14 protein-coding genes are annotated in these 13,174 nt (G+C 73.0%); 9 read left to right on the top strand and 5 right to left on the bottom strand.

The genetic code is table 11. From position 1 onward, the window contains the following. Window positions 1–35: 35 nt before the first annotated feature. A complete protein-coding gene (locus AB0J24_RS11745; RefSeq protein WP_358679245.1) occupies window positions 36–1,886 on the bottom strand; it encodes a prolyl oligopeptidase family serine peptidase in 1,851 nt (616 codons plus the stop codon). Window positions 1,887–1,961: 75 nt separating this feature from the next. On the opposite strand from AB0J24_RS11745, the gene AB0J24_RS11740 reads away from it, so the two are divergent. After that, complete coding sequence (locus AB0J24_RS11740; protein ID WP_358679242.1) at window positions 1,962–2,357, top strand: hypothetical protein; 396 nt, start codon at window positions 1,962–1,964, stop codon at window positions 2,355–2,357. Window positions 2,358–2,367: 10 nt separating this feature from the next. On the opposite strand, the gene AB0J24_RS11735 is transcribed toward AB0J24_RS11740, so the two are convergent. Together AB0J24_RS11735 and AB0J24_RS11730 are read right to left on the bottom strand one after the other, a co-directional pair. Continuing rightward, on the bottom strand, window positions 2,368–2,961 hold the full coding sequence (locus tag AB0J24_RS11735) for a TetR/AcrR family transcriptional regulator (RefSeq protein WP_358679239.1): 594 nt from the start codon (window positions 2,959–2,961) through the stop codon (window positions 2,368–2,370). Between the two features lie 73 nt (window positions 2,962–3,034). Continuing rightward, window positions 3,035–3,463 carry a DUF1707 domain-containing protein gene (locus AB0J24_RS11730; RefSeq protein WP_358679236.1) on the bottom strand — a complete coding sequence of 143 codons (429 nt, stop codon included), beginning with the start codon at window positions 3,461–3,463 and terminating at the stop codon, window positions 3,035–3,037. 182 nt (window positions 3,464–3,645) lie between these two features. Between AB0J24_RS11730 and AB0J24_RS11725 the strand changes: the two genes are divergently transcribed. The 6 genes from AB0J24_RS11725 (at window position 3,646) to AB0J24_RS11700 (ending at window position 9,451) form a co-directional block, all read left to right on the top strand. Then, window positions 3,646–4,350, top strand: a complete 705-nt coding sequence (locus AB0J24_RS11725; RefSeq protein ID WP_358679233.1) for a TetR/AcrR family transcriptional regulator — start codon at window positions 3,646–3,648, stop codon at window positions 4,348–4,350. 133 nt (window positions 4,351–4,483) lie between these two features. Further along, window positions 4,484–4,684: a hypothetical protein gene (locus tag AB0J24_RS11720; RefSeq protein ID WP_358679230.1), complete on the top strand. Its 201-nt coding sequence runs from the start codon at window positions 4,484–4,486 to the stop codon at window positions 4,682–4,684. A 108-nt stretch (window positions 4,685–4,792) separates the two neighbouring features. Then, window positions 4,793–5,785, top strand: coding sequence for a DNA-binding protein WhiA (whiA, locus tag AB0J24_RS11715; RefSeq protein WP_358679227.1), 993 nt, complete (start codon window positions 4,793–4,795; stop codon window positions 5,783–5,785). 97 nt (window positions 5,786–5,882) lie between these two features. Beyond that, window positions 5,883–7,124 carry a carboxylate--amine ligase gene (locus tag AB0J24_RS11710; protein WP_358679224.1) on the top strand — a complete coding sequence of 414 codons (1,242 nt, stop codon included), beginning with the start codon at window positions 5,883–5,885 and terminating at the stop codon, window positions 7,122–7,124. 44 nt (window positions 7,125–7,168) lie between these two features. After that, on the top strand, window positions 7,169–9,190 hold the full coding sequence (locus AB0J24_RS11705; protein WP_358679221.1) for a hypothetical protein: 2,022 nt from the start codon (window positions 7,169–7,171) through the stop codon (window positions 9,188–9,190). 84 nt (window positions 9,191–9,274) lie between these two features. Continuing rightward, window positions 9,275–9,451, top strand: a complete 177-nt coding sequence (locus AB0J24_RS11700) for a hypothetical protein (protein ID WP_358679218.1) — start codon at window positions 9,275–9,277, stop codon at window positions 9,449–9,451. Window positions 9,452–9,464: 13 nt separating this feature from the next. On the opposite strand, the gene AB0J24_RS11695 is transcribed toward AB0J24_RS11700, so the two are convergent. Then, window positions 9,465–10,229, bottom strand: coding sequence for a methyltransferase domain-containing protein (locus AB0J24_RS11695; RefSeq protein ID WP_358679216.1), 765 nt, complete (start codon window positions 10,227–10,229; stop codon window positions 9,465–9,467). 150 nt (window positions 10,230–10,379) lie between these two features. Then, a complete protein-coding gene (locus AB0J24_RS11690; RefSeq protein ID WP_358679213.1) occupies window positions 10,380–10,709 on the bottom strand; it encodes a DUF6506 family protein in 330 nt (109 codons plus the stop codon). 280 nt (window positions 10,710–10,989) lie between these two features. Here AB0J24_RS11690 and AB0J24_RS11685 point away from each other — a divergent pair, with 280 nt between their 5' ends. Both AB0J24_RS11685 and AB0J24_RS11680 read left to right on the top strand, forming a co-directional pair. Further along, on the top strand, window positions 10,990–12,153 hold the full coding sequence (locus AB0J24_RS11685) for an MFS transporter (RefSeq protein WP_358679210.1): 1,164 nt from the start codon (window positions 10,990–10,992) through the stop codon (window positions 12,151–12,153). Between the two features lie 328 nt (window positions 12,154–12,481). Continuing rightward, window positions 12,482–13,087, top strand: coding sequence for a dihydrofolate reductase family protein (locus AB0J24_RS11680; protein WP_358679208.1), 606 nt, complete (start codon window positions 12,482–12,484; stop codon window positions 13,085–13,087). The last annotated feature ends 87 nt before the right edge of the window (window positions 13,088–13,174 follow it).

Here is a 13,174-nt window from a genome sequence, read left to right as displayed (position 1 = left end):
GCCGGATCCGGGCGCCGGCACTCCCAGGACGGGGATCAGCCCAGCGCGCGCCGGACGAAGTCGATCTCGGTCGCGATCAGGTCGAGCTGGTCGGAGACGACCAGCGAGCCGTGTCCGGCGTCGAACCGGCTGACCTCGTAGTGGACCGGCTCCCCGCGGCCGGCCCTGGCGGCCAGCGCGTCGAGGTAGTTGTCGATCTGCCGGATGGGGCAGCGCGGGTCGTTCTCCCCGGCCAGCACCAGCACCGGTACCCGGACGGCGTCGACGTAGGTCAGCGGGGACGTCTCCCGGTACAGGTCCGGCAGCTCGTCCGGTGAGCCGCCGAACAGCGCCCGGTCGAACGCCCGCAGCTGTTCCATCTCGTCGGCGTAGGCCGCGACGTAGTCGGCCACCGGCACGCCCGCGACCGCCGCCGCCCAGCGCTGCGGCTGGGTGCCCGCGGCGAGCAGCGCCAGGTAACCACCCCAGGACCAGCCGTCGACGGCGCACCGATCCGGGTCGACGGTGCCGTCGGCGACCAGTGCGTCCTGCACCGCGGCGACGTCGGTGAGCTCGGTCAGCCCGGGCCGGCCCTCGATCGCGTCCCGCCATGCCGAGCCGTAACCGGTCGAACCGCGGTAGTTGACCTCGACGACGGTGAACCCGGCGTCCACCCAGGTCGCGCGGCCGGCGTCGAACCGGTCCTGGTCGGCCGCGTGCGGGCCGCCGTGCAGCACGAACACCGCCGGTGCCGGCCTCCCGTCCGTCGCGGGGGCGACCGTGACCAGCGCGTGCACGGGACCGCCGGGGCCGTCGGCCCACACGTCGCGCACCGGCAGCGAGCCCGGCGGGCGCTCACCGGGCGGGGCGACCAGCACGTCGTCGGTGCCGTCCGGGTGCAACGCCCGGATCTGCGACGGAGTGGCCGCGGAGGACGACGAGTACTCGACGGTGCCGTCCCGGCGGACGTCGGCGGAACCGATGCAGCCCGGGGCGGTGGGCAGCTCGGTGAGCTCACCGCTGTCCAGGTCGTAGCGGTGCAGGCGGGTGCGGGCCGCGTGCGTGTGCGCGACCAGCAACGCCGAGGCGTCCGGGTAGAAGCCGCCGACGAGCTCCCCCGGCAGGTCGATCAGGATCTCGGTGACCTCGCCGGTGACCGGGTTCCAGATCAGCAGCTCGTCGCGGCCACGGCGCTCGTGCCCCACCAGCAGCCGCTGGTCCCCGGCGACCGGGGAGAACTCCAGCGGGTCCAGGCCCCGGCCGGGCCCGTCGTGCAGCTCGGCGACCGTCTGCCCGCTGTCGAGATCGAGCACCCGCAGCGACGGGTGCCGGGAGTCGCCGTGCTCGGAGTGCGAGATCGCCAGCAGCGTCTCGTCCTCGGACAGGGAGCCGACCGAGGCGTCCTCGGTGTGCCGGTACACGACGCGGGCGTCGCCCGCCGAGTCCCGCTCGTGCACGAACAACGTCGTGCCCTCGTCGGTGGACACACCGATCGCGGTCCGGCGCCGCCCGATCTGCAGCCCGGCCGGGTAGCCGTCGCCGACACCCGGCACGGCAGGTTCGGTCGGCCCGCCCGGTCCGGCCGTCCACGGCTGCGCGACCCAGCGCCCGAACTCGTCCCCGTCGGTGTCGGCGAACCACCAGATCTGCTCCCCGTCCGGGGGCAGGACGGCCGAGGTGGTGCCGTTGCGCCGGTCGGTGACCTGCCGGTGTTCCCCGGTGGCGCGGTCCCAGGCGTGGATCTCGAACGTGCCGGTCACGTTGGAGACGTAGACGGTGCGGTCCGGTGCGTCCTCCGCCCACGACGGCCGGGACATCCGCACGGCCGTGAACCGGGAACGCCAGCGCTGCTCGCGTTCGTCGTCGAAGAGCGTGGCCGGTACCGGAGCGACGGGGTGGGGGGTCACCACGCGATCGTGCCGAATGCCACGATCGGGTGTGCCGGGCGGGGGTCGCAACGCCCCTTGCGGCAGCATGGAGTCATGCGGAGGGCGGCCGGGATGATGCTCGCCGGGATGCTGCTCGCGGTGACCGCGTGCGGGGTCCCGGAGGCGGGCGCGGGGCCTGCGGGACCGACGACCGTCGCGACCGCGGGCGCCGACGGGATGACACCCGTCCGGTTCGAGCACCGCTCGGACGAACCGGGTCGGCCGGTACCGACCGTGATCGTTCCGCGCGGGACGACGCTGGTGCTCACCGTCGGCAGCGACGTCGCCCGCCGGGTGCTGATCCCCGAGCAGGGGCGGATCGTCGACGTCACCGCGGGCGGGACCGTCACCGTCCGGTTCATCGCGCTGGGGACGCTGTCGGTGCGGGTCGCGGAACCCGGGGCCGAGCGTGGCGGGACGATCATCGGCCGGGTGCAGCCCCGGCACTGACCGGTGCGGATCAGACCAGCTCGTCGGCGCGCTCGGCGATCGCGCGCAGGCCCTCCGCGATGTCCACGCCGGTCGGCGCGCTGTCCGGGTCGACCAGCCACTGCACCATCACACCGGTGAGCAGTGCCTGGTACACCGCGCCGAGCACGTGCACCCGGCGGTCGGCGGCGACCGGGTCCTCCTCGGACACCGTGTGGAAGGTCAGCGCGAGTCCCTCGCGCATCTCGCGCTGGGCCTCGGCCAGCTTCGCCCGCAGCTCGGGCAGCCGCTCGGCCTGCGCGAGGGCCTCGACGTGGGTGGTCCACAACCGCCGGTGCGTGGTGAACAGCCCGACCACCCGGCTCCAGGTGTTCTCGACCCGCTGGTCGGGATGGCCCGGCTCGGTCCCGGGCTCGGCCAGCGCCCGGTCCAGTTCCTCGCCCCAGGCGGCGGTGGCGCGCAGCAGCGCCTCGACGAGCAGCGCGTCCTTGGACCCGAAGTGGTAACCGATGGAAGCGAGGTTCGTGCCCGAGGCGGCGACGACGTCGCGCGCGGTCGTGCGGCCGAAACCCTTCTCGTAGAGGCACTGCGCGGCCCCGTCCAGCAGCTCCTCGCGGTGTCCCATGATCGGCAACGTATCGGGTCCGGATGAACGTCCGTACACCGGCCGTTCATCCGTCGGCGGACGGTCGGGCCTGCTACCGGTTCCCGCGTCGCGGCCGGCCGACCCCGGTCAGCCACAGCGTCAGCAGCACCGCACCGGGTGGCGCGGAGACCCAGAGGAACCACGGGTACTCGAGGCCGGTCGTCAGCGCGACGATCCCCCAGCCGGACACGGCCACCGCGGTCAGGCACAGCCAGATGACGGCCAGCACCTTCATCGCGACGCCGCCCGCGGTGTCGGCGAAGATCAGTCCGTCGTTGCGCCGGCGCGGCTGCGGCGGCAGGTCGCGGGTGACCCGGCCAAGCTCGCCGCGGGTGCGCATCCGCCAGACCTCGGCGATCCGCTCGTCGAACTCGGCGAGATCGATGAAGCCGTCGTCGTGCGCGGTGCGCAGCCGTTCGGCGACCGCCTGCCGGTCGGCGTCGGAGATCCGGACGTGATCAGGATGCACCGGCTCGTTCACCACATCCATGATGCCTGCCGTCGCAGGTTCCCTGCCAGCAGCGGCCGGGACCAGGGGGGCACGAGCTTCCCGACGGCGGGTGGGCGCCGTGCACCCGGGCGTGATCCACTCCGGGGGATCGCGCCCGATCGGGTCCGTCCGGGGGGCGTGCGGAGCCGCTCCGAAGGAGGATCATCGCGACCGTGTCCCCCGATCGCCACGTGAACGGCCCCGGTGAGCAGGAGCGGCCGGTCGACGGCCGGAGCACCCGCTGGGACGCCCACCGCGCGCGCCGGCGCGAGCAGGTGGTGGACGCGGCGCTGGTCGTCCTCGGCCGGGAGGGTCGTGAACTCGGGCTCGACCAGGTCGCGCACGAGGCCGGGGTGACCAAGCCGGTGATCTACCGGCACTTCCGGGACCGGGCGGCGCTGCTCGACGCGATGGCCGAGCGGGCGACGAACCTGTTGATGGAGCGGTTGATGCCCGCCCTCTACGACGAGGGTGCGATCCGGCCGCGGATCCGCGCCTCGGTGGGTGCGTTCGTCGGGTTCCTCGACGACTCGCCGAACGTGGACCTGCTCTTCCGGCGTCGGCTGCCCGGCCAGGGCGGTGACGTCGTCGACGCGGGTCGTGAGTTCGTCGCCGCCGCGTTGACCGGTCTGCTCGCCGACTATCTGGAGTCGCTGGGGTTCGAGGAACCGGAGCTCATCCAGGTGTGGGGCCAGTCGCTGGTGGGGGCGGTCCAGGCGACGGCCGAGTGGTGGCTGGCGCACCGGGCGATGAAGCGTGACGTGGTGATCGAGCACCTGACCGTCCTGATCTGGGCGCAGATCGACGGCATCGCGCGCCAGCACGGCATCGTGCTCGACCCCGACGCACCTCTCCCAACGGCCAGTGGACCGAGATAGTCGTTACTCCGCGTATAGAGTAATCTCCCGCCCGGTCGGCACGGTCTGCAACTTTCGCAAGCCGGTTGATTACTGCGTGTACATGCGGCGGCTCCTTCCGGATGCCCGGTGCATCGCGTGCGGAGGGGGATCCATGATCGAGGGGACGAGCGACCGGGAGGCGGGGCGCCCGGAACGAGCCGGACCGGACGACATGGCGCCCGGCGGGCCGCGGGCGAAGGCCCGGGGCTGCCTGTGCTCGGTGCTGGCCAACGCGGCGTACCGCTCGGGCACGGTGGAGGACCCGTGCGTGGACCCGCGCTGCCCGATGCACGCCGCCCCCGACGGGGGCTGACCACGACCACGACGGGGCTGTCCCACTGCCCCGTCCGCCCGGCGGGGTGGGGTCACCTCGGGGGACGCGTGATCCCACCCCGCCCTCGTGCGCACCCGCAGGAGAACCGTGTCCCATCCTGACCAGTCCCGTCCTGACCTGTCCGATCCCGGGCCATCCGATCCCGAGCGACTCACCGCGGCGCTGCGCCGGGAGCTCGGTGCCGTCCGCGACGACCGTCCCGCGGTCCGGCACGCGGGAGTCGCCACCCAGCTGCGGCTGGCCGGCGAGGTGGTGACCGCGGGCGGCCGCACCGTCGTCCGTGCCGAGTTCGACAGCCCTGAGCTCGCCGTCCGGATGCGCCGTGAGCTGACCGAGCTCTACGGCCGCACCGGTGGTCGCGGCGGCGTGACCAGCACGGCGGGGGATGCCCGGCGCCATCTCGTCACGATGACGTCCAGGGGCTCCGACCTGGCCAGGGCGACCGGGCTGGTGGATCGGCTCGGCCGCCCGGTGCACGGGCTGCCACCGGCGGTCGTCGCCGGTGGCGCGACGGCCGCCGCCGGGGTCTGGCGCGGAGCACTGCTCGCCCGCGGCCGGATCGCCCGTTCGTCGGGCCGGACCCGGATCCTGGTCGACTGCCCGGAGCCCGCCGTCGCGCTGGCCCTGGTGGGCGCGGCACGCGCGCTCGGCGCGCTCGCCACGAGCCAGGAGACCGCGGCCGGGCACCGGGTCCTGATCCGCGATCCCGGCAGCATCGACGCGCTGCTGCGGGCGACCGGCGCACCCGGCGTGGCGGACCTGTTGGCGCGCTGCGCCCCGAGCGAGGGGCCCTCGCCCACGCCGAACCCCACGTTGGAGACCGTGAACGCGCGCCGCAGCGCCGAGGCCGCCGACCGCACCGTGGCCCGGGTCCGCTGGGCGCTGGACGTACTGGGTCCGGACGCGCCGCCGCTGCTGCGGGAGGCCGGGCTCCTCCGGGTCGAGCACGCCTCGCTGTCGCTGTCCCGGCTCGGGACGCTCGCGGATCCACCGCTGTCGAAGGACACCGTCGCCGGCCGGCTCCGGCGGCTCGTGCGGTGCGCCGAACAGCGCGCAGCGGAGGGCGCCGGGCCGGGCTGATCAGCGCCACGATCCCCCCGAGATTTTCGCGCCAGGTATGGTCGGGGCGATCGAGAAATATGAATGCGAAATGCGCTGATGTGGGAGGAACTGCTGTATGCCTCAGGCCGGTCCGGTCGAGAAGAATCCAGAAAAGGGCTTCGTGGCACTCCTCGGCTGGAGTCTGAGCGCGGTCGAGGCGCTGGCCCGGTTCGACCGGCGGTACGTCGTCGTGGCCCCGGACTGGGCGGAGGAGTACTGCCGGGAACACGACATCCCCTACGTTCCCTGGAACTTCGAGCGGCTCAACGACCGCTCGATGGAGATCGCTGAGACCCTCCAGGAAATGCAGGTCGACGTCGCGATCCCGTTGTTCGAGGAGACCGTCGAATGGGCCGGCGCCATCAATTCGGTACTGCTCGACAATCCGCGTCTGTTCGGTCAGGCGATGTTGCTGCGGGACAAGGCACTGATGAAGCGCCGGGCCCAGCTGGGCGGTATCCGGGTGGGGATCTTCGAGGAGGCCCACGACCGGGACGACGTGATCCGCTTCCTCAAGCGCGTCAACCAGACGCTGCTCAAGCTCGACGGTGACCCGAACGACCCGATCCACCTCAAGGCGTTCGACAAGGCGGGCTGCCTCGGGCACCGGGTGATCCGCACCCCGGACGAGGTCGACACCATCCCGGACGAGGAGTTCCCGGTCCTGATGGAGTCCCACCTCGACGGGTGGGAGTTCGCCGTCGAGGCCTGGGTGCACAAGGGCAAGATCAAGTTCCTGAACATCTCGGAGTACGTCACGCTCGGCTACTCGGTGTTCGTGCCCGCGACGCCCGAGCTGGAGCGGTACCGGCCGGCGATCACCGCCCAGATCGAGAAGCTGATCAAGACGTTCGACATCGAGTTCGGCTTCGTCCACCCGGAGTACTTCGTGACCTCCGACGGCGAGATGTACTTCGGTGAGGTCGCCTACCGGCCGCCCGGTTTCAGGGTTTTCGAGCTGCTGGAGCGGGCATACGGGTTCAACGCCTACCAGGCCCTCGTGCTGGCCTTCGACCCGAAGACCACGGAGGAGGAGATCGACGCCTTCTTCCCGACGGAGGTCACCGACGCCTCGGGCGTCGCGGGCTGCTTCGGCGTCTACCCCCGGCGCCGGGTCGTCAGCGAGCTGCGGATCCCGGAGGAGACCGAGGACGACGACTACTACGAGTCGCACGACCTCTCGGCCCCGCTGGAGGAGACCGTCACCAAGCGGACCGCCTTCGGCACGCACTGGGGCCTGCTGTACTTCTTCGGTGACGACCCGTACCGCATGCGTGATCTGTTGAAGAAGCAGGAAGAACTCGACTTCTACGTCTGAGGTCACCCGGCCCCGACGTGGACCGGCGAACGAGGGAAGCCTTTTTGAAACCGACCGTCGACGTCCCGGGCGAGCCCACGGTGCTGGACAAGCGCCTGGCCTCGCTCGACGACGCCATCCAGGCCCTGGCCCAGACCCCGGACTTCGGGAAGCCGTCGAAGCTGCGACGGGTGCTCGAGCAGCTGCGGCGGGTGCTGGTGCAGCCGGGCGGAGCCGCGGCGGTCCAGGCCCGCGCGCAGGCGCTGGAGGAAGCGGGACTGTTCCTCGGCACCGACTGGGCCTCGCCGGAGATCCTGGTCCCGTCCTTCGTCGGGCCGGGCCTGCACAGCGGTGACGCCGACACCGTGGTGATGGAGGCGACCAGCGAGCTGCGCATGCTCGCCGTCGCCCGCGGGGAGTTCCAGCACCCCACGATGCCGGCCGAGGACGCCCGTGAGTTCCTCTCCCAGGTGCTCGCGATGAACCTGGAGCTGCTGTTCACCCCGCCCAGCGAGGCCGAGCGGACCCGGCAGGGGCGGACCGCGCAGCTGATCCGCGACCTGTTCGCGCACCTGGTGGAGGAGATCGGCTACGACAGCGTCCTCGACAAACTGGTCGACGAGATCTGGCGGATCCTGCGCCAGCGGCCCATCCAGGTCGACCAGGTGAAGTCGCTGCTGACCCGGATCGCGATCTACCGCGGCGACCCGGACGTCGATCTCGGTTCGTCCCCCGGCAACGGGATCGACCGGCTGGTCACCAGCCTGTTCGGGACGACCGAGGCCTGCCGGGAGGACCCGGGCCTGGAGGTCTTCCGGTCCCGGCTGGAGGCGATGGACTCGGGCGGCCTGCAGTACGAGGCGTCCGGGTTCGCCCGCGCGATGCACGACACCGGCCTGGTGTCGCCGTACCACGCGGAGCTCCTGCAGTTCCTGCGGCACGAGAGCGACTACCTGATCGCCGAGGCGCTCGGGCTGTCCGACACCGGCAAGAACTGCCTGCTCCGCTACCGCGACCTGGTGCACCGCCTGATCGAGGTCGCCGTCACGCCGCAGACGGCGCAGTGCATCTACGGTCTCTCACTGCTGCTCGACCGCGGGATCCTCTACGAGCCGCCGATCGTGCCGGCGCTGTGGCGCCAGATCGCGCTGGAGCTGTCACCGGTCGCGCGCGAGCGGCTCGCCGAGGCGTTCGGCACCGAGCCGGAACCGGAGGCCCGGCTGCTCGCCGGGGTGCTGTCGATGCTCGGCCAGCCGCTGGGCATCGGCCAGGGCGACAACCCGACCTGCCAGTCGGCGCGGGCGCTGTCGATGTGGGCCTACAACGACCCGGACTACCTGCTGCAGATGGTCGTCTGGGCGGCCCGCGACGACGAGATCACCATGCACTTCGAGGGCCAGCCGATCTCCTCGACGGAGAGCACGGCCGGGGTGGCGACGGCGATGCCGATCGACCTCGACCCGGTGTCGCTGCTGGTCGTACCGCACCTGGACCGGATCTACGCCGAGATGGGGCGCCGCTGCGCCGATCGCGAGGGGGACCCGCACCGCTGGGTGAACCCGGAGTTCCACGGCTGGTGGGCGGCCCGCGGCTTCCACATCAACGTCGACGTCGCCACCGGGAACCTGACCGACCTCGACGACTTCCTGCGGACCTTCCACGCGAGCTACCACCCGTCGTACAACGGGGGGCAGCCGCTGATCCACCCGCAGCCTGCCGGCGTCGCCGTCACCGACAGCGCGGCCCGCTACGTGGGCTGGCACGCGATCACGATCCTGCGCGTCGCGCCGGACCCGCAGGACGTGATGCGGGTGTACTTCTACAACCCGAACAACGACAGCGGGCAGGACTGGGGCGACGGCGTCGTCGTCGGGACCGCGGGCAACGGTGAACGCTTCGGCGAGGCGTCGCTGCCGTTCGACCAGTTCGCCTCGCGGCTCTACATCTTCCATGTCGACCCCCTCGAGCGCGGCGAACCGGAGAAGGTGCCGGCCGCCGACGTCGAACGGATCACCGGTTACATCGAGCGGAGCTGGGGTGCCGACCGGCTCCCGGCGGGCGGGCTGCAGGCGGCGGACGGCCCCTGACCCGGCGGGTCGAGCGCCTCGGCCACCATCCGGTGCCCCTGGCGCTCGAACCGCTCGTCGGCCACCTTGTACGCCCACACCGCCGTGCCGATCGCTTCGCGCAGCAGCTCCCGCCGCCAGGCCGGCTCGGTGCGGGGCGGCCAGCCGCCGCAGCGCCCGGTCGCGCATCCGGGTCTCGCAACCGTCGTCGACGGTCCCGGGCTGCTGGTGCAGTCGGGCCCGCAGGGCCCCGGGCCGGGGGACCGGGCCGATCCCGCGTGATCGGACGGCCCGGTCAGCGTCGCATCAGCACCAGCACCCCCCAACCCAGGTACTCCCGTTGGTACAGCAGGTGCCTGCGGGGGCCGGCCAGGAGGTCGGCCCGCAGCTGGGTGGCGAGCTCGTCGTCGGGGTGCGCGTCGAGCCACCGGCGCACGGCCAGCCACTGCGGCGCCGTGTACCGGTCCCAGCTGTCCGGGTCCGCGAGCACCGCCTCGACGATGTCGAACCCGAGACCGTCGAGATGGTCGAGCAGCGCGGGGAGCTCCGCGAAGTCGTCCACGCTCCGGGCGTGGCAGTGCTCGGCGGTCCGCCGGTCCGGTGGGGTGCGCCGCCAGAAGGGCTCGCCGACCAGGAGCAGCCCACCCAGCCGCAGGCTGCGTTCCAGCAGGGTGACCGTGCCGGCGACCCGGTCCTGCCAGGTGTCGCCGCCGCCGATCCAGGTCGCGCCGACACAGGCGGCGACGTCGACCGGGTCGGGGGCGACGTGCCCGGACGCGTCGCCGTGCAGGAAGGAGACCCGGTCGGCGACACCGACGCCGCGGGCCCTGGCCCGGGCGTCGGCGAGGAACGCGGTGCTGATGTCGACGCCGGTGCCGGTGAACCCGAGGTCGCGGGCCCAGGTGCAGAGCATCTCGCCCTTGCCGCAGGCCAGATCGAGGACGGTGCTGCCGGCCGGCAGCCGCAGGGCGCGCCCGAGGGTGTCGAGCTTGCCCGCGTCGAACGGATTGAGGATCCGCGAACCGGACTCGCGGACGACGATGCTACGTGGAAGATCCATCAGGGATGTGCTGCCTCACGTCGGCGTGGACGAAATGGTGCGACGTGTGATCGACGGACGTCGATCGCGGCAGGACGGTCATGGACTCACGCTCCCCGGACGGTGGCGGGCCGGACGCTAGCGTCCCGGGTGGACGGGGCCCACCGGGTTTCAACCGGAGGCGGCCGCGGCGTAAGCGGCGGCCGCGGTCAGCTGGTCGACGCCGAACACGACGTGCCCGACGGCGACCCGGGCGTCGTCCCCGATCGCGGCGGTGACCGCCGCGACCTCGGCGCTGCCGAAGCCCCCGCACAGCTCGATCAGGCGGACCCCCTCGTCGCGGACCAACGCGAGCGCCACCTCCGGCGCCGCGGACGTGCCGGGCACGGCGACGATCAGTGACCGGACCCCGCCGGAGTCGAGGACCAGCCGGTCCCGCTGCGGGTCCGCGTCGGGGTGTTCGAAGAGGTAGGCCCAGCGGAGGGCGGAATCGTTGCTCATGCCGGCGATGGTCGATGCTGAACCCGGGTCGAGGTCAAGTTGTTTCGACGGGACGCGGAACGTCCGCGATTCTCCCGCGCGGACGCACCGGGGGTGCTGTTAGATTCGCGCCGTGGGCGGCCCCGAGGCGAGCAGGCGGTAGCCACCGGTCTCCTCCGGTGGCGGCGCCGAACCCTGCCCGGACGACGGGTACGGGGCCCGGCCGGTGCACGGGGCGACCGGATCCGGTCCCGTCCGTCCCGGGCGCGCTCGTGCGCCCGCGTCTCCCCGGAGCCCACAGGTGCCGATCCTGCTGCTCGTCCTCGCCGCGGCCGTCTTCGTCCAGGCGACCTCGGAGTTCATGCTCGCCGGGCTGGTGTCCCCGATCGCCTGCGACCTCGACGTCCCCCTGGCCGCCGCCGGTGCCCTCACCTCCGCGTTCGCGGTGGGGATGGTCCTCGGCGCACCCCTGACGGCGGTGGTCGCCCACCGCCTCCCGGTCCGGACCTCGCTCACCGCGTTCCTGTCGGTGTTCGTCGCCGTGCACGTCGCCGGGGCGGTCGCGTCGACGTTCTGGCTGCTCGCCGCGACCCGGGTGCTCGCGGCGTTCGCCAACGCCGGTTTCCTCGCGGTCGCCCTCGTCGCCGCGGCTCGCTCGGTGCCTGCGGGTCGGACCGCGCGGGCGACCGCCACCCTGCTGGCCGGTACGAGCCTCGCCCTGATCGCCGGCGTTCCGGCCGGCGCCGTCGTCGGGGAGGCGCTCGGCTGGCGGGCCACCTTCTGGGTGGTCGCGGCGCTGAGCGCGGTCGCCCTCGTCGGCGTGCTCCGGGTGCTGCCCGGCGGCGGAACCGGCGAACCGGATGCGGCCCCGGGCCCGCTGCGACGGGAGCTCGCCGTGCTGGCCGGGCGGCCGGTCGTCGTCATGCTGGTGGTGGGCGCGCTGGTCAACGGCGGCACGTTCGCCGCGTACACCTACCTCGCCCCGTTGCTGACCGGGGCGGCCGGGCTCCCGGTGGGGACCGTCCCGCCGGCGCTCGCCCTGTTCGGGCTGGGGGCGTTCGCCGGGGTCGTGACGGCGGGCCGGATCGGTGACACCCGGTTCCGCACCGTCCTCGTCACCGGCAGCGCAGCGCTCGTCGTCGGCTGGGCGGCGTTCGCCGGCCTGCTCGGCCTCGGATGGCCCGCTGTCCCCGCGGTCGCGCTGCTGGGGTGGCTCGGGTTCGCCGTCGGGTCGACCGCGATCGCCCGGTCACTGCGCCTCACCGGCGAGGCGGGCACCCTGGGCGGCGCGGTCACGACGGCGGCGCTGAACGTCGGTGCGACGATCGGCCCGCTGCTCGGCGGGTGGGGGCTGGCCCGGTCCGCGACCGGACCGGTGTGGGTGGCGGCCGGTCTGGTGCTGCTCGCGTCGCTCGCGCTGGTCGTCGGCCCCGTGCGTCGCGGACCACCGGTCCCCGAACGGTGAGCGCGTGATGGACCGACCGACCGCGGCGCTCACCAGGACCGCCCTGGGACGTGACGTATGGGCCCACCGCGCCACCGGCGCGGTCCCGGCGGCGAGCAGCAACGGGCTCACCAGCACGGACTGGAACGGCACCACCAGCCACCACGGCTCGCTCGACGTCGAGCCACCACCGGAGATCGATCCGGCCACGCGAGGATCGGCCGGCCGTGGACGGCCTGCCAGATCAGGAGCGGCGTCCACAGCGAGCGCCGCCGACCCCCCGCGGCGACGATGAGTCCGCCGACCGCGGCCGGTCCCCACTCCCGACACCCCGGGAAAGGACCCCGTCATGGCAGAGCTGCTCGTCGACTTCATCACCTCCCTGGACGGCCACGCATCGGGAGAGGGCTGGCCCGGGTGGCGGGGCCTCGAGGGCCCGGAGTATCTCGGCTGGCTCGGTGAGCAGCCCGAGGTCACCCACCTCATGGGAGCCACCACCTACCGCCAGATGTCCGGCTTCGCCGCCGGCCGGGTCCCGGACGGCCAGGACGGGTTCCGCGCCGAGGAGGAGGCGTCGGTCGACGAGCTGACCCGGGCACCCAAGGTGGTGTTCTCGTCCTCGCTGGAGGAGCCGCTGACCTGGGGCAACACCACACTCGTCCGCGACGACGCGGTGACGGCGGTCCGCGCGATGAAGGAGGACCGCTCGGGGCTGCTCAGCACGATCGGCAGCCTCAGCCTGTGCCGGTCCCTCCTACGGGCCGGGCTCGTCGACCGCTTCCGGGTGGTGATGTTCCCGGTGATCACCGGGGCCACGGGCTCGGAACGCATCTACGACGGCTACCCGGACGTCGCCCTCACGATGGTCGATCACCGGACGTTCGACGGCCGTATCCAGATGGTCGAGTACACGCCGCGCGTGCTCGAGCACCCGCCGCTGGGCGGGCCTGCGTGATCTCCTCCGGCCGAGGGCCGTCGACACACCCGGTGGCCCGTGGACAGGGGTCGTGCCGATCTCTGCCGGTTGCGGCCGGCCGCGCCG

Source organism: Pseudonocardia sp. NPDC049635 (genome assembly GCF_040659795.1).
Lineage (GTDB): Bacteria > Actinomycetota > Actinomycetes > Mycobacteriales > Pseudonocardiaceae > Pseudonocardia.
Note: the sequence above shows the minus strand (reverse complement) of the source record. Positions and strands in the feature narration are given on the sequence as shown.

Excerpts from the sequence above, each read along its gene's own strand:
- AB0J24_RS11740 (WP_358679242.1), top strand. The coding sequence starts at position 1,962 with ATGCGGAGGGCGGCCGGGATGATGCTCGCCGGGATGCTGCTCGCGGTG.
- AB0J24_RS11735 (WP_358679239.1), bottom strand. The coding sequence starts at position 2,961 with ATGGGACACCGCGAGGAGCTGCTGGACGGGGCCGCGCAGTGCCTCTAC.
- AB0J24_RS11720 (WP_358679230.1), top strand. The coding sequence starts at position 4,484 with ATGATCGAGGGGACGAGCGACCGGGAGGCGGGGCGCCCGGAACGAGCC.
- AB0J24_RS11710 (WP_358679224.1), top strand. The coding sequence starts at position 5,883 with ATGCCTCAGGCCGGTCCGGTCGAGAAGAATCCAGAAAAGGGCTTCGTG.
- AB0J24_RS11695 (WP_358679216.1), bottom strand. The coding sequence starts at position 10,229 with ATGGATCTTCCACGTAGCATCGTCGTCCGCGAGTCCGGTTCGCGGATC.
- AB0J24_RS11690 (WP_358679213.1), bottom strand. The coding sequence starts at position 10,709 with ATGAGCAACGATTCCGCCCTCCGCTGGGCCTACCTCTTCGAACACCCC.
- AB0J24_RS11680 (WP_358679208.1), top strand. The coding sequence starts at position 12,482 with ATGGCAGAGCTGCTCGTCGACTTCATCACCTCCCTGGACGGCCACGCA.